Source organism: Colwellia demingiae, assembly GCF_007954275.1.
GTDB classification, from domain to species: domain Bacteria; phylum Pseudomonadota; class Gammaproteobacteria; order Enterobacterales; family Alteromonadaceae; genus Colwellia; species Colwellia demingiae.
Window position 1 is genome coordinate 90,357 of record NZ_VOLT01000003.1, and the last position, 16,944, is coordinate 107,300.

Genomic DNA, 16,944 nt, shown 5'->3' on the forward strand with positions numbered 1-16,944 from the left:
CAGTAATTCCCCTTAAAATCCTAAACTTGATAAAAGATCATCAACATCATCTTGATCTTCTACTACATCATCTCTGTTCGCTGCATTTACAATTGGTCCTTCAACAAGGTTTTCACCTACTTTAGGATTAGTTTGTCCTTGCGCCTTTTCTGTAGACAGACCAAAAGCTGTCAACATATTGATCAAACTCTCTTCAACTTCTCTAACTAACTCAATAACTTTTCGAATAACTTGACCAGTTAAGTCTTGAAAGTCTTGTGCCATTAATACATCTGTCATTAAACTATGAATATGCTGAGTTTCTTTACCAGTATTTTTTAATAAAGTATCAATATCAATGCATAACGATTTAAACTCTTTCAAGTCCAAATCGTTATTCATCAACTTAGTCCACGAAGGATTGACTGTCGCCACTTGTTCAGCAATGGTATCAACTACTGGAAATATCGCCTCGACTGCATCCATAGTTTTATTTGCGGCTTCTTCTGTTCTAGTAATAACAAAATTCAACCGTTCTTTGGCATCAGGGATATCTGTGGTAGCAAGATCATTCAATCTAGAATCCACTTGAAAATTTGTCAAAGAGTCATGAAGCTGGCGAGTTAATTTACCAATTTCTGCAAAAAGTTCGGAATTGATTGGATTTTGAATCTCAGCAATAATCGCATCCGCTGCATCTTGCTGGTCAGACTCTAAAAAAACAACCAAAGATCTTGCTTGCTCTAATGAAATCCGCCCTGTCATAGCTATACTCATGCAAAGTCCTTAATAGAATATTTATCAACACCATAATTTAGCTAACAAATTTACTGTTAGCTAAGGCCTTCACATTAAGCTAAGCGCTCAAAAATTTTATCTAGCTTAGTTTTTAATGTTGCGGCTGTAAATGGTTTAACAATATAGCCATTAACACCTGCTTGAGCAGCCATAATGATTTGCTCTTTTTTAGCTTCTGCAGTAATAAGTAGAACGGGGATATGTGATAGATTAGCGTCTGCTCTAATCGCTTTAAGCAAATCTATCCCTTGCATACCAGGCATGTTCCAATCCGTCACAACAAAATCAAAATCACCACCTTGAAGCATGGGTAACGCGGTATTGCCATCATCAGCTTCTTGAATGTTGGTGAAACCTAAATCACGTAACAAATTTTTAACTATACGTCTCATGGTTGAAAAATCATCAACTACAAGTACTTTCATATTTTTATCCAAGACACTCTCCGGCGAAACATTCAAAATTAATTATTTTTTCTAACATGTTCATTCTTTACCTAATTAGGCATTTTCATCTAACTATCACTAACTTATTCACAATCTAGTTAACTTTGCCAAGATTGCATACGTGCTTTTAAACGATGCATTGCTTGACTATGAATTTGACTTACTCGTGATTCACTCACATCGAGCACTTGCCCGATCTCTCGTAAATTTAATTCTTCATCATAATATAAAGACAGTACTAGAGCTTCTCGTTCCGGTAAAGACTTAATGCATTGAGTTAAGCCTTTTTTAAAAGCTATTCGCTCAATACTTTGATATGGATCATCTCCGATATAATCATCACTTAACTTAATGGCATCTTCATTAACACCAAGGTCATCAATACCAAGTATTTTTCCTGTACTCACTTCACTTAATATCTGATGGTAATCTTTGAGTGAAATTTCTAGCTTTTCAGCAACTTCAATATCAGAAACATCTCGACCTAATTGTGCTTCAAGCTGTTTTATCGCTTCACTGATCATTCGGCTATTTTTATGAACAGACCGTGGAGTCCAATCACCTCGACGTATTTCATCAAGCATAGCTCCACGGATACGAATACCAGCAAAAGTTTCAAAGCTTGCGCCTTTACTGTTATCAAAATTATTTGCCGCTTCAAATAAACCAATCATTCCTGATTGTATCAAGTCATCGACTTGAACGCTTGCTGGCAATCTTGCTAAAAGATGATAAGCAATGCGCTTAACTAAAACAGTTTGTTGTTCAAGAAGAGCTGCTTTATCAATTTGATTATTATAGCTATTCGCTTTTACCACGTAATATTGCTCTCACTGAAGTAATGCTAAGTTAGTTAGTCAGTTAATTAGCCAGTAACTGTTCAATAAAAAATTCTAAATGTCCTGAAGCTTGTTTAGGTATTGGCCATTGGCTAACTTTTTTTGCTAATTCTATATAAGCTAACGAAGCTGGAGATTGCGGGTAGGCTTCTACTATAACTTGCTGTTTACGAACCGATTTTCTCATGTTTTCATCGTATGGGATTACGGCGACTAATTCAATTGCGACATCAAGAAATCTATCAGTTACTTTAGTTAACTTTGCAAAAAGTTGCTGTCCTTCTTTTGGACTACGCACCATATTGGCAACTACTTTAAATTTGAATACACCATGGTCACGGCTCAGTAATTTCATCAGAGCATAACAATCTGTAATTGAAGTTGGTTCATCACAGACCACTAACATGACATCCTGCGCAGCACGAGTGAAGCTCAAGACCATATCAGAAATACCAGCAGCCGTATCAACAATCAGTACATCAAACTGTGTTTTCATTTCACTGAAAGCTCGAATGAGACCAGCATGCTCAGATGGCGTTAAATCCACCATTGATTGGGAACCAGAAGTTGCAGGAATAATCTTTATGCCAGCAGGGCCTTCGATGATAATATCATCAAGTTCACACTCTCCTGACAATACATGAGATAAATTACGCTTAACCCTTAACCCTAACATTACATCTACATTGGCAAGACCTAAATCGGCATCGAGAACTAAAACCCGTTTGCCTAATTGTCCTAGAGCAATAGCTGTGTTCAGCGAGGTATTTGTTTTACCAACACCACCTTTCCCGCCCGATACTGCTACCACTTTAACTTGCTGTAAACCGTGCATCTTTCTTAAGCCACTCGCTTGATCTATCATTTAATTATTACTTCTAATTATATATATTTAGCTATTAGTCAGAGTCTTATAACGTTGCAGCGGGTGCAACAGGCATCGGCCGTAAAACAGTGACATTATTATTTACTGACTTAGTCGCCATCTTGTCTGCAAGGGTAACTAACTTCTCAGCATTTGCAACTTTAATATCTTCTGGAACTCTTTGTCCATCAGTAAGATAACCTATTGGTAAACCATTTTGAATCGAAGTTGTAATTATTTCACCAATACTGATACTTTCGTCAAGTTTAGTATAAATACAACCCGATAATGGTACTTTTTTAAAACGATCTACATTTTCTTGCATGACACCTTGCTGAGTATTAGCCGCTAATACCAAATAATTTCGAATCCTTACTCGAGCATTTGATACTAATGCGGTCAATTGTTCAGCTAAACGCATATCCCGTTGTCCCATACCAGCGGTATCGATTAGGATTAATTTTTTCTTCGAATACTGCTGTAATAATATATCTAACGCTTGGCTGTCTTTAGCAAGACTCACTTGACAACCGATAATCTTTCCATAGGTTGCTAATTGCTCAAAGCCTGCAATACGGAAGGTATCTGTAGAAATAAGTGCAACTTGATCGCTGCCATGTACTTGAGAAAAGCCTGCTGCAAGCTTGGCTATAGTAGTGGTTTTTCCTACGCCAGTAGGACCAACTAAAGCAACCACTCCACCTCGATTGATTATATCATTCTGTGTAGTATTAATTTGTTGAGAGATGAGTTGTGTTGCTTGTAACCAAGCTTCTTTCTCATGTGATTGTTCAGGAACATATCCTGCAATTTGATCCGCTATTTGTTCATTTAATCCTAAGGCAAGTAATCGGTTTACTAAGACTGCACGCTGAGGATCTTTCTGCGCCATATCTTGCCACATTAAACCTGATACTTGATGCTCTAACAATGAACGAATTGAAGCCATTTCTTGCTGCATTTTAGCAAAGTCTTGTGAAGATACTTGTGCTTCATCATTCATACCTATCGCTAGAGGGCTTGAAGATGACATATTGTTGGATATATTGGCAGTGATATGGTCACTATTATATAGCTCAGCTTCAGCTGAATGTTGCTGAAGTTCACTTGGCATAGTATCAGAAGTTGAGTGACTTAGACGGTCGGTAAAACTCTTTAATTGCTGCTCAATACTAGTATCTGTGAAGTTAGTAGATTCTTGCTGTGAAGCTGATTGTTGAGGAGCAGGTTGTTGCACTTGACGATTAAGTAAGGCTGATAAGCTATCAGCAGGTGCTTGCTCAACTGAGTTTTCATTGAGAGTTGATGAAGTATTAGTGTTTACCGATGTTTGTTGACCAAGTTTAACCACGTCATTACTTATCTCTCTAGCATTTCGTGAATTTTCCTGACCTTGGGTTTCAAGAGGTTTTTTCTCTGAAAATTGCGCAGGAGGTACCGCTTGGTTGTAATCAACGGCAGCCATTAACTCAACACCTTCAGGGATTTTTTTATTGGACATGATAACCGCATCAACGCCAAGTTCTTCTTTTATCTGCGCTAATGCTGTGCGCATATCTTTGGCAACAAAACGTCTAATTTTCATATCCAACCTCTTATTTAGCTCTACGTTATAACGATGCCCTGCATACGTTTAACTGATTAGTTACTGCCCAATAGCACTAACTATTTTAATTTGTTTGTCATCAGGTATTTCCTGATATGAAATTACACGCAGGCTTGGAATAGTATATTTAACAAACTTAGCCAAAACATGTCGTAAAATTCCTGACGTTAATAATATTGGTGTATCACCAGCCATCTCTTGCTGATTTGATCCTTCAGTTAATGATTGTTGTAAGCGTTCCGCTAACCCTGGTTCAATACCAGCACCATCATCTCCTGCCATTTGCATTGATTGATGCAACATCTGTTCCAATTCAGGAGCCAAAGTTATGACGGGTACTTCTTGAGCACCACCAACGAGGTCTTGTACGATAAATTTTCTTAAACTAATTCTCACAGCAGCGGTTAATACTTCAGCATCTTGACTTTTTGGTCCATATTCGACCAAGGTTTGAACGATAGAGCGCATATCACGTACAGCAACACCTTCGTTCATTAAGCTTTGTAATACTTTAACAACAGTACCTAAGCTTAAGGTCTCAGGCACAAAGCCCTCAACTAACTTAGGGTAGTTTTTAGCAAGTAAGTCCAATAGATTTTGAACTTCCTCATGCCCTAATAACTGGGCGGCATTATTTGTTAATATTTGACTTAAATGCGTCGCTAACACCGTTGAAGAATCGACCACAGTATAACCCAATGTTTGCGCTTGTTCACGTTGGTTTTGGTTAATCCACGTTGCATCGAGTCCAAAAGCAGGATCTTTCGTTGCTACGCCTTCTAACTGACCAAATACTTGTCCCGGATTGATGGCAAGTTCTTGGTCATGTCTAATTTGTGCCGTACCGACAACAACTCCCATTAGAGATATTTGATAACTATTGGGATCTAAATCTAAATTATCGCGAATATGCACTGCTGGTACTAAAAAGCCAAACTCTTGTGAAAGCTTTTTACGCACACCTTTAATTCTACTTAGTAGCTCTCCACCTTGAGCTTTATCTACCAAGGGAATTAAACGATAGCCAATTTCTAAACCAATAACATCAACATGGTTAACATCATCCCAATCAAGTTCTTTTACCTCATCTTCTTTTTGTTGATGCTCGACTTGTTCATCTTGTGCTTGTTTTTCAAGTTCAACTTTTAGGTTTACTTTATTCTTAGCGCCAAAAAAGGCTGTTGCCGCAATGATCGCAGCAAATAACAAAAAGACAAAATGAGGCATACCTGGAATGACGCCCATCACAAACATCACACCGGCTGCTACGTAGAGGGATTTTTCTTGACCCAGTTGACTACTTACTTGCTCACCCATGTCTTGCGATGTATTTTGACGAGTGACTACAATTGCAGTACCAATTGATAACAATAAGCCGGGTATTTGGGCTACTAGACCATCACCAATAGTAAGCAAAGTATATATCTCAACAGCACGGCTAAAAGATAAATCATGCTGCACCATACCAATAATTAAGCCACCAACGATGTTGATGAATAAGATTAAAATACCAGCAATCGCATCACCCTTTACAAACTTACTGGCACCATCCATAGAACCATAAAAATCAGCTTCACTTGTTACTTCAGTTCTTCGTTCTTTCGCTTGTTCTTGAGTTATAAAACCAGCATTTAAATCCGCATCAATCGCCATTTGTTTGCCTGGCATTGCATCTAAGGTAAAACGAGCCGTTACTTCAGCTATTCGTCCTGCACCTTTCGTCACAACCACAAAGTTAATAATGATCAAGATAAGAAAAACCACTAAACCAACAGCATAGTTCCCACCAATAACAACCGAGCCAAATGCTTCAATGACTTTACCCGCAGCTTCAGGTCCTTCATGACCTTCTAATAACACTACTCGGGTACTCGCCACATTCAGCGCCAGCCTTAAGATGGTCGCTACGAGTAAAACTGCAGGGAAAGAACCAAAATCAAGAGGCTTTAAGGTATAAACGGTAATAAGTAATACAACGAGGGAGAGCGCTATGTTAAAAGAAAATAAAATATCTAATAACCAAGCAGGCATAGGTAAGATAATCATACCTAGTGCGGCCATTACTAATAATGGTGTTCCTAAGCCAGTTAAATGGCGTAATTTGGTTTTATCAAACTGATTAAAATAAGCGGCTAATTGCATTACTACTTCATGATGGTTTTTTGACAGTAACCATGAATTAGCAATTCTTATACCAAAAGCTAGCCTGCATTGAATTTATTAAATAACTGTAAACTTTATTGGCGCTTAAGTAACCGAATATCTCGATGGTAAATTGAAGGGAATATCTAATATCTAAAGTCATCAGGGATAGGTAGCTCTTTAGCCACTGGTGTTGGCTTTTTAGCTTTACCTTTTTTATGTTCGTTGAGTTGAAAAATAAAGGCTAATACTTGAGCCACAGCAGCAAACAGTTCTTCAGGAATATCATCGCCAACTTCAGCAGTATAATAGAGTGAACGAGCTAAAGCCGGTGATTGAATTATTTCTATTTGATGCTCTTTAGCAATGGTACGAATATGTAAAGCCATCTCATCAACGCCCTTCGCAGATAATACTGGAGCGCCACCAGCAGCGGCATCGTATTTAAGCGCAATAGAAAAATGGGTGGGATTAGTAATAACTACATCAGACTCAGGTACATCTTGCATCATTCGTCGTTGCGACATTTCATATTGGGTCCGACGAATACGGCCCTTAATTTCAGGACTACCTTCACTTCCCTTATGTTCATCTTTAATTTCTTGTTTGGTCATTTTTAACTGGCGATTATGATTCCAAACTTGGTATGGCGCATCAATAACAACAATGATCCCTATTGACAAAGCAAGCACCAAAAACATCCACTGCAACATCGTAATAGCATGTTCAAAGTTAGCGGGAATGGTTTCTCGACTTAAACCAAGAATTTCCTCAAACAAACCACTCAGTAATAAAAAAGCGACAATAAAAACAACAAAAAACTTTAAAACTGATTTAATCAGTTCAACTGCAGCCTGCACTCCAAACATACGTTTAAAGCCTGCCATTGGAGATAACTTACTTGCCTTTGGCATCATGGCATCCCCTGAAAAACTCATGCCACCAAGTAACGTATTACCAATAAATGCCGCAAGCATTACAATAAAAAAAATCCATAATAATGGTGGTACAATTTGATAAATTCCGTCATTGATCACTTTAAACAGTGCATTAATATCCATTGCTTCTTCACGGCTTAGGCTAAACATATGACTCATCATATTAGCCATTGAGTTAGCTAAAGCCTTTCCCATCAAAAGCATAGCGCATGCACTACCTACCAAAACAAAAAAAGTCCCTAAATCTTTAGAGCGAGCAATTTGACCTTTTTTACGGGCATCGGTAAGCTTTTTTGCCGTGGGTTCTTCAGTTTTTTCACCGCTATCAGAATCAGCCATTTACGTCGCCTTACAATCAATAAGATAACAGCTAAAATCCAGCGCCCGTTGCCACTGTAATTCAAAATGAGTAAAGAAATTACCAAAGGTTAGCCACATAATAAGTAAACCGGCCATCATGGTGATAGGGAAACCAATGGCAAAAATATTAAGCTGTGGTGCAGCTCTTGTCATAATACCAAAAGAAAAATTGATTAATAACATCGCTGTTATTGGTGCTAAAGCAAGTGATAAAGCAGTAGCGAACATCCATCCACCCCATTCAACAACCTCGCGATACTTGATGCTAGATAAGTGTTCTGTGGGGATTGGCAAGGTATCGAAACTAGCCACAATAAATTGTAAATAGGCAAGGTGGCCATCCATCACCCAAAATAACAATGATGATAAGATTAGAAAGAATTGTCCAATGGCAGGTACATTCATACCACTGGCAGGATCAACTAAAGAAGCAAAACCAAGACCCGATTGCATCGCAATGATTTGACCAGCGAGGGTAAAGGTATTAACCACCATGATAGTAACAAAACCAAGCATGACGCCAATAATCATTTGCTGCCCCAATAAAATTGCGGTGTTAAGTGACATTAAATTATTTACACTAGCGGGAGGGATTGCTGGCATCACAGCGATGGTAATACTGATACATAAAAACACTTTGACTCGGCCAGGAATGGTCTTTGAACTAAAACCTATCATTGTCATAATCAAAGCCGAAATACGACTAAAGGGCAGAACAAAATCTGCCATATATTGATTAATAATAGACTCAGTAAATTCCATTAAGCTGCTCTAATAATTAGAATGCCTAAGCACATAACTAAACAATCACGCTGGGAATACTAGCAATCAGCCGGATAGTATAATCCATCACTTTCTGTACTAACCAATGTCCACCAATAATTAACGCAAGCAAAGTGACAATCAATCTTGGTAAAAAACTTAAGGTTTGTTCATTGATAGATGTAGCGGCTTGAAAAACTGCAACCATTAAGCCTACGGCTAAACTCGGCAGGATAATCGCACAAACTAAAATGATCACTAGTAATAATGCATCACCTAGCATATCTACATAGATTTCTGGTCCCATAAGTTACTCTCTTTTACTTAACTGGTTTTGTACTTAATCAAATAAAACCGTTATTAATAGTTAACTACCCATTCCGTAACTGGTTGCGATGGTACCAATAACTAAGTTCCAACCATCAACCAAAACAAATAACATGAGCTTAAAAGGTAAAGATACAATCATTGGTGAGAGCATCATCATGCCCATCGCCATTAAGATACTGGCAACAACCAAATCAATAATCAAAAAGGGTATAAAAAGGATAAAACCAATCTGAAAAGCAGTTTTTAATTCACTAATAATAAAAGCTGGAATTATAACTGTCATAGGTAAGTCAGTTGGTTCATCCACAGCATCAATACCGGCCATTGCCGCTAAAGTATCAAGATCTTTAACGCGCGTCTGCTCTAACATAAAGGCACGCAACGGTACCTTACCCAAGTTAATTGCTTCAGTGGAGGTTAAATTCTCTGATAAATAGGGTTGAATGGCAGTTCTATCTATTTGATTATAAACCGGAGTCATAATAAAAAGAGTCATAAAGAGGGTTAATCCAATGATCACTTGATTAGACGGTGTTTGCTGAAGACCAAAGGCTTGTCGTAAAATAGCCATCACCACGACAATACGGGTAAATGACGTCATCATAATAACCGCCGCTGGTATAAAACTCAGCGCCGTCATAAAAATCAAAATTTGTAAGTTTACCGAATACTCTTGTGAGCCATCAGGATTGGTTGTTAATGTTAATGCTGATAGAGACAAATCTTCGGCAAATGCACCGAAACTCATGCTGAGCAAGCATAGTATTATGATGGTGAATAATGAAATTCTTTTCATGGTTCGTTGGTAATCCCTAAAAAACAACCTGACTTAAAATAGTTGATCTGACATTTATTAATAAAGGTAAAATGCTAAATCTATTCGATACTAAAGCTTTTTAGCCGATAGAAAAGATAACAGGCTTTTTGGCAACTCGGCTGCTTTTAACGTTTGAGTCGCTAACGGCTCTTCTAAGCGCTCAATTAAGGTCACTTGTTGAGCAGTAACCCCTAAGAGTAACTGTTGTTCTCCCGCTTGAATAACAACCACTCGTTCTTTAGCACCTAACGATAAACTCGTGACAACTTTTAGTTGACTAACACCTTGTTGGGTAAGATTAAAACGTTTAAGCACCAAAGCACAAATAATAATTAACGCGAGTACCATTAACAAGGATAAAATCATGCTGCCAGCATCCATGTTTGCCATGACATGTTTACCTACTTCAGGGGTGCTGTTATTGATTTTTGGTGAGCCAGAAACTTGTTGAGGTAATTCTTGCTGGGCTATACCTTTGTCCATGCTTTCTTGCTGAATTGTACTTTGCTGAGTTGTATCTTGTTGACCAGCACTTTGCTGATCTTCAGCTTTAACATTGACACTTTTTGCAGTAACAACACTGTTCACTAATTCATTTTCAGAAACATTTTCTTGTGCTAAAACCATTAGAGACAGTAAACAACAACTAAAAGCCAGTAATATGCGTATTGTTTTAATTATCATGTTTATTTCATATCTCTATTTACTTCATACTTGGTAATTCATACGTGCAAAGGCTAAGTTGCTTTATTTTAACTTTTTAATACGTTCAACTTGGCTAACTACATCAGTTAAGCGAATACCAAACTTGTCGTTAACAACAACCACTTCACCATGGGCAATTAAGGTACCATTAACTAACACATCAAGTGACTCACCAGCAACTCGGTCTAATTCAACTACCGAACCTTGGTTTAATTGTAATAAATTTCTAATACTAATATTACTTCGGCCTACTTCCATCGAAATAGTGACCGGAATATCTAAAATAGCATCAAGCTTACGCTTCTCATCACCAGTAATAGGTGCATCATCTGGAGTTAACTCTTCCAGTTCAACCGTTTCAGCACCTGCTTTTGCTTCAGCTTGCTCATCTAGCGCATCATCCCACATACTTAGATCTTCATCTTTTTCGTTACTCATACCACTGGCCTCAATTTATAATTCTGTTCAAATAGATCAACTTACAAGTCATCTTCTAGTAGATGAAGCTCTGCTTCACTATCAAGGCGTTTACCACCTTTAGTTAAGATAGTTAGTTCAGATTTAGCTGACTCTGGTCGCCTAATTTTCGATTCAATTTTCAATGCTATATTATCTCGACTACGACCTAACTTAGCTCTAAAGGTCGGTAAGTCTTCAATTAGCACTGTAATATTATCAGGCATTTCGATCGGTATAATATCCCCTGCCTGTAACTCCATCACTTGGCTTAATGAGATATCTACCTCAATAAACTTAGTGTTAATGGTAACAGGGACATCCATAATTTCATCACGTAGCGCTTTAGACCAACGCATATCGGTGTCTTCTTTATCACTTTGCACACCAGCATCAAGCAATTCACGAATAGGCTCGAGCATAGAATAAGGTAATGCGATGTGAAAATCGCCGCCGCCTCCGTCTAATTCAATATGAAAAGAACTAATAACCACCACTTCAGTTGGGCTAACGATATTTGCCATTGACGGGTTAACTTCTGAATCTAAATATTCAAAAGAGACATCCATCACTGGTGACCAAGCTTCTTTATAATCTTCAAAAACAAGCTTTAATAGCATCTGAATAATACGACGCTCTGTTGGTGTAAATTCACGGCCTTCTATTTTGGCGTGGTAACGACCATCACCACCAAAGAAGTTATCTACCAGAATAAAAACCAAACGAGCTTCCATGGTGATTAGTGCGGTTCCTTTTAAAGGACGGAATCGCACCATATTTAAGCTGGTAGGTACAAACAACGTATGTATGTACTCACCAAACTTTATCATTTGAATGCCATTGATAGAGACTTCCGCAGTCCGACGCATCATATTAAATAGGCTAATGCGCATATGACGAGCAAAACGTTCATTAACCATTTCCAACGTAGGCATACGACCACGCACAATACGATCTTGTGAAGAGAAATCATAATCAGAGGTGCCATCTCGCGATTGCACGACATCCTCAACTATGTCTTCTTCTTCAACATCATCAACGCCATGTAATAAGGCATCAATTTCGTCTTGGGATAATAAATCACTCACTCGATAGTCTCTTCTTATTTACTTTGCTTAATGTTACTAAAACAATAGCCACTTTGGCCGGTAATTTATCTAATTATTGCATGACAAAACCGGTGAAAAGTACCTTTTCAACCGTTTTATCACCTTCAACATCTGTCATAACTTTTTGTACTGCGGCTAATGATTGCTGTTTTAACGAAACTTTCCCTGCACTTGTCGCCAAGTCATCGGCATTGGCTTGGGAGAAAACACCTAATAAGGTACTTTCTATCAGTGGAATATGCATCTTAGCATTTTCTTCGTTATCACCACCACGAACGAGTAACTGCACGCGAATCTCGACAAATCGATCTCGTGCTGCACCAGGAACATTAAATCGAAATGGTCTAGGCATTGGTACATACAAAGCAGATCCTAATTGTGCGCCTGAATCTACTTTCGCTACTTCACCTGAATCACTATCTAACGCAGTATCTAGTTCTGCTTGAGTTGCACCGCTATCACCGCCGCTCATGAAGAAAAAATAAGCACCGGCACCACCACCAAGTAAAACAACGACAGCAATAATGATAATAATAATTTTTTTCTTTTTACCTGACTTATCCAGCTCTAATTCGCCTTCTTTGCCATTATCTTTTTCGTCTGCCATGAGAACCCTTTAAAATATACAGCCACAAATAGTGATAATAATGAGTGACTAATTAATGACATAGTATTTATGACTAGACTATATCCTTGAAAAGTCTTTGAGCCAATGTGTTTTCATCAACTTAACTTCATTTTAAACAATTAAGCGTAGTAATCCACGCCTGTTGCAGAAGAATCGAACAATTTAGCTGATAAAATGTGTTCTACATTATTCTCATCTTTTTGAGCACCGTTTGTTAAAACAGAGCCACTATCATTATTTTGCCCTAAGCTTTGTTCATTTTGATTTTGTTGTTGGTCTTGCTGTTCAACATTAGCGCCTCCGACATCAACGCCTTGCTCTGACAGCATATCTCTTAATTTGTGCATATTCTGTTCTAGTGCTTCCTTTGCTTGCTGATTTTGCACAACAAAATTAACGGAAGCTTGCTCACCTTGTAAGTTAACGCGCACCTGCATATTACCAAACTCTGGTGGATCTAAAGTTATATCAAATTGCTGTAGCTTTTGGTTAATGGTGATCAACACTTTATCTTTCACTGCATCAGCAAAATCTTTTCTAAAGATTGAAATGGTTTCTTGTTGAAGCTGAACATTATTTTTTTGTATTTGTACGGAATCACTAGCAACATTATGATTTAGTACTTCAGAGACTTGATGCTCAAGATAAGCATCATTACTTTGTTTAGTTTGCGTTGCTTGCACCGTTTGAGCTTGTAGCTCAGACATTGTACGCATAGCAATATTGTCTACCACTTTACCCGTTGTTTTTACGCCCTGCTCTATCGGCTTTTCTTCTGACAAAAGCATTGGGTCAATATATTCTTCGCTAACATCGTCATTAACTTGTGGCTCACTACTCACTGATTGTGTTTTTTGCTGCGCCTGAACTTGCTGTAATGCCTGTAATTGAGCACTTGTCATCACGGGTTGTTTTTCTTGAGCCGTTACAATCTGTTCTTTGGGGATATTTTCTACGGATGCTGTTTGTCTAGTGCGCTCTGCTACCATTTTCTCAGCGTCAACCTTGCTTAACGGTGATGTTACTGTCTCACGATTACTCGGATTAACTTTTAAAGCATCTGACGAACTATTAACTGTTTTTGTTGAAGCCATATCGCTGTCTTTATTTGCTTTAACAGCCAAATCAGCCGCTATTTCAACTTGATTTACTTCAGCTCTAGCAACAGACTGTTTAGCAGAATGGGTCATATCACCAGCGGTTATATTTCCCTTGCCAATAGGCTCAACAGGTAATTGATATAAACCTGTGTCTACTTTTTCTGTTAGTTGGTTTTTATTGGATTGCGCCACTCCAGCAGCCAAGTCGGTAATTTTATTATTCAGTTGAGCATCAGCTAGTTGCGTATTCATTAACTGTTCACTAGTAATGCTTTGGCTTTTAATAGTGTTTTGCTGTGATTGCAACGACAACTGGTAATCTTTTAATACTTGATCACTTGATTGAGGTGTTACAGTATTATTGTTTTTTAACTGCGCCCGAGCGAGTAGCTCATCTTTTGAAAATGCACTTAATTTATGGCCACTTACTGGGTCTGCATTCTCGCTTTGAACTGAGTCTGCTTGGCCATTTACATCCTTATTAACTATATTAGTGCTATTCGTTGCACTTGTACCTTGGCCGAAAGTAACTGTCGATTTGTCCTTACTAGGCTCAGCTGTATCACCCGTCTTAGCTAAGGTTTGGTCGCTATTATAAAGTAATGAAATGAATTCCTCTGATTCAGCTAAAGAACCACTCTTTGTTGAGCCGTTTTGATTCGCCTCACTTACCTTTTTCTGTTTTTCATCTACTGAGACTTTTTTACTGATATCACTCACATCTACTGACTCACTAGAGTCACTTTCTTGACGACTATTACTCGCAACCTCGTCATCTTTGTCGTTGGCGGCAATGGTTTTACCCTGAGTTGCCGTAGCTTCATATTCTGTTACTGTCGCTTTTTTTCCACTAGTCGTTTTATTTTCTTCAGGAAGGTGCTGTTCAATTAAGCTTGAAAAGTCAGTATCTTTATTGCTATCAGCAGAAGTACTAGATGAATCTTTAGTCTTTAAATCAGTATCTTGTGATACAAAGGAAGGTAAAGTATTCACTTGTTGCATAATAATCCCAATAACTTAAATCAATGTAAATTGTATTAATCAGAACAATAACACCGCATATCATTAGTGCAGCGAGTATTACCGTTCTTAGATGTTTTTTATATATATAGAAAGTGTTGCAAAAATCGCTCCAGATACTCACTTTCATAGAAGATTAACGCTGGGGGCGGCGAATATATTGTTGTGTAGCTATTTCATCAAACATTTTTTGCTCAGCTCTATCTGCTGCTACTGCAATTTTTTTCAAACGCTTATCACGCAATAACTCAACCGCTTTTACTTTTTGTCTTTGTTTCAACCAGAGACTCTTGCTTTGATCTACCAGTGCTTTTGCTTGTCGCGTTGCTATCTCAACTTGTTTAGAAGCGGTATCAAGCTTAGCAATAAAAGCATGGTAATGACTGTATGTAGCGCTATCTAGACCATTTGTTGCTCTTTCACTTAAACGTTTCATATATTCTAAACGATAGTCCGCAACGCCTTGTAAACGGCTGAGGTTTTGTTGATATTCATTCTCAGAAATCTTTAACTGATCGGCGCAACGTTGCTCGTTATCCCGTTCATACTTTAAAATGGTATCAAGTTGCTTCATTGCCATGTTGAGTACTCGTTATATCACTCGTTTAAATTCAATGCTTTTTATCAAAAGCTTTAGCGTTGTGCTTAATTATGAATTGTTGATTATTGATTATTGATTATTGATTATTGATTATTATGGGCATGTGCTGCAGCAATAATCTCTTTCAGTTGCGCAATACTTTGATCATAAGGAATAACTTCATCAATTTTTTGCTGTAAGAAAAAGTTAATGACAGGTAGCACGTTTATGGCCTGATCAATACGAGGATCATTACCTTTGGTATAAGCACCAATGGCAATAAGATCTTTATTTTGTTGATAAAGGGCATACATTTGCTTTAATTGTTTTGCTAATTCTTGATGATCAGCGCTAGTAACCATTGGCATTACCCGGGAAATAGAGCCTTCAATGTTTACAGCGGGATAATGTCCTGCATCCGCTAACTCACGAGATAACACAACATGGCCATCTAAAATAGCACGAGCAGCATCAGCTACAGGGTCTTGTAAATCATCGCCTTCCGTTAATACCGTATAAAAAGCAGTGATTGATCCTTGTCCTTCACCACCATTACCCGCGCGTTCAACAAGTTGGGGCAGCTTTGAGAATACTGAAGGCGGATAACCTTTAGTCGCGGGTGGTTCACCAACGGCCAAAGCAATTTCTCTTTGTGCTTGTGCATAGCGTGTTAATGAATCAAGTAATAACAGAACATTTAAGCCTTGGTCGCGAAAATACTCACTAATTTGCACAGCGGTCTCACAACCTTTAAGACGCATTAAAGGTGAGTTATCGGCTGGTGCTGCGACAACAACGGCGCGTTTTAGCCCTTCTTCACCTAAAATTTCTTCGATAAATTCTTTTACTTCTCGACCACGTTCACCCACTAACCCAACAACGACCACATCAGCTGTTGTTCCGCGAGTCATCATGCCCATAAGGACACTTTTACCAACACCTGAGCCAGCAAAAAGCCCCATACGCTGACCTTTACCAATACTAATGAAACTATTGATAGAACGAACACCAACATCTAGTACTTCAGTGATGGCTCGTCGTGATAATGGATTAATTGGTTTACTATCATGATGATAATCATTATCGGCTTTGATAGGTCCTTTACTGTCAAGTGGTTTACCTACGCCGTTAATAACACGACCTAGTAAGCCCATTGATAAAGGTACTTTAGCCTTACTAGAAATAGGTAATACTCGTGCGCCAGGCATAACACCGCGCAGACTTTCTTCTGGCATTAAGTAGGTAATATCTTGTGCGAAGCCAACAACTTCTGCGAGTAAATCGCCATGCGCCGTTTCAACGAGACACTGGCTACCGACATGTGCTTTAACACCAACGGCTTCAAGTGTTAAACCAACAACTCGCACTAACCTGCCAGCGACAGGCGCTTTGAAATCATGAATGAATTGTTGATTTTTTTTTAAACGCTCGGTTAAACGTGAGCTATCAACCATAGTGTTTATT

At 38.3% G+C, this 16,944-nt stretch carries 17 protein-coding genes; all 17 read right to left on the reverse strand.

The window, feature by feature from the left end:
* Positions 1-12 precede the first annotated feature (12 nt).
* Positions 13-756 carry a protein phosphatase CheZ gene (locus tag ESZ36_RS06010; protein WP_146785019.1) on the reverse strand — a complete coding sequence of 248 codons (744 nt, stop codon included), beginning with the start codon at positions 754-756 and terminating at the stop codon, positions 13-15.
* Positions 757-830: 74 nt separating this feature from the next.
* Positions 831-1,214, reverse strand: coding sequence for a chemotaxis response regulator CheY (gene cheY, locus ESZ36_RS06015; protein ID WP_011042356.1), 384 nt, complete (start codon positions 1,212-1,214; stop codon positions 831-833).
* Between the two features lie 107 nt (positions 1,215-1,321).
* Complete coding sequence (locus ESZ36_RS06020) at positions 1,322-2,041, reverse strand: RNA polymerase sigma factor FliA (protein ID WP_146785022.1); 720 nt, start codon at positions 2,039-2,041, stop codon at positions 1,322-1,324.
* 43 nt (positions 2,042-2,084) lie between these two features.
* Positions 2,085-2,927, reverse strand: a complete 843-nt coding sequence (locus tag ESZ36_RS06025) for a MinD/ParA family ATP-binding protein (protein ID WP_146785024.1) — start codon at positions 2,925-2,927, stop codon at positions 2,085-2,087.
* A gap of 46 nt (positions 2,928-2,973) precedes the next feature.
* A complete protein-coding gene (gene flhF / locus ESZ36_RS06030; protein WP_146785027.1) occupies positions 2,974-4,512 on the reverse strand; it encodes a flagellar biosynthesis GTPase FlhF in 1,539 nt (512 codons plus the stop codon).
* Between the two features lie 60 nt (positions 4,513-4,572).
* Positions 4,573-6,675 carry a flagellar biosynthesis protein FlhA gene (gene flhA / locus ESZ36_RS06035; RefSeq protein ID WP_146785030.1) on the reverse strand — a complete coding sequence of 701 codons (2,103 nt, stop codon included), beginning with the start codon at positions 6,673-6,675 and terminating at the stop codon, positions 4,573-4,575.
* A 146-nt stretch (positions 6,676-6,821) separates the two neighbouring features.
* Positions 6,822-7,952, reverse strand: coding sequence for a flagellar biosynthesis protein FlhB (gene flhB / locus ESZ36_RS06040; RefSeq protein WP_146785033.1), 1,131 nt, complete (start codon positions 7,950-7,952; stop codon positions 6,822-6,824).
* A complete protein-coding gene (gene fliR / locus ESZ36_RS06045) occupies positions 7,953-8,735 on the reverse strand; it encodes a flagellar biosynthetic protein FliR (protein ID WP_146785036.1) in 783 nt (260 codons plus the stop codon).
* A gap of 37 nt (positions 8,736-8,772) precedes the next feature.
* Positions 8,773-9,042: a flagellar biosynthesis protein FliQ gene (fliQ, locus tag ESZ36_RS06050; protein WP_011042349.1), complete on the reverse strand. Its 270-nt coding sequence runs from the start codon at positions 9,040-9,042 to the stop codon at positions 8,773-8,775.
* 60 nt (positions 9,043-9,102) lie between these two features.
* Positions 9,103-9,861, reverse strand: coding sequence for a flagellar type III secretion system pore protein FliP (gene fliP / locus ESZ36_RS06055; protein WP_146785039.1), 759 nt, complete (start codon positions 9,859-9,861; stop codon positions 9,103-9,105).
* A 90-nt stretch (positions 9,862-9,951) separates the two neighbouring features.
* The gene (gene fliO, locus ESZ36_RS06060) at positions 9,952-10,566 is read right to left on the reverse strand and encodes a flagellar biosynthetic protein FliO (RefSeq protein WP_146785042.1); all 615 of its coding nucleotides are present in this window, start codon (positions 10,564-10,566) and stop codon (positions 9,952-9,954) included.
* A 63-nt stretch (positions 10,567-10,629) separates the two neighbouring features.
* Positions 10,630-11,025 (reverse strand): flagellar motor switch protein FliN, encoded by a 396-nt coding sequence (gene fliN, locus ESZ36_RS06065; protein ID WP_146785045.1) that lies wholly within the window; start codon positions 11,023-11,025, stop codon positions 10,630-10,632.
* Positions 11,026-11,066: 41 nt separating this feature from the next.
* Positions 11,067-12,131 (reverse strand): flagellar motor switch protein FliM, encoded by a 1,065-nt coding sequence (gene fliM / locus ESZ36_RS06070; RefSeq protein ID WP_146785048.1) that lies wholly within the window; start codon positions 12,129-12,131, stop codon positions 11,067-11,069.
* A gap of 73 nt (positions 12,132-12,204) precedes the next feature.
* Entirely contained in the window at positions 12,205-12,759 is a 555-nt protein-coding gene (gene fliL / locus ESZ36_RS06075) for a flagellar basal body-associated protein FliL (RefSeq protein ID WP_146785051.1), read from the reverse strand.
* Positions 12,760-12,899: 140 nt separating this feature from the next.
* Positions 12,900-14,882, reverse strand: a complete 1,983-nt coding sequence (locus ESZ36_RS06080) for a flagellar hook-length control protein FliK (protein WP_146785054.1) — start codon at positions 14,880-14,882, stop codon at positions 12,900-12,902.
* Positions 14,883-15,036: 154 nt separating this feature from the next.
* Positions 15,037-15,480, reverse strand: a complete 444-nt coding sequence (fliJ, locus tag ESZ36_RS06085; RefSeq protein WP_146785057.1) for a flagellar export protein FliJ — start codon at positions 15,478-15,480, stop codon at positions 15,037-15,039.
* Positions 15,481-15,584: 104 nt separating this feature from the next.
* Positions 15,585-16,934 carry a flagellar protein export ATPase FliI gene (fliI, locus tag ESZ36_RS06090; protein WP_146785060.1) on the reverse strand — a complete coding sequence of 450 codons (1,350 nt, stop codon included), beginning with the start codon at positions 16,932-16,934 and terminating at the stop codon, positions 15,585-15,587.
* Positions 16,935-16,944 lie beyond the last annotated feature (10 nt).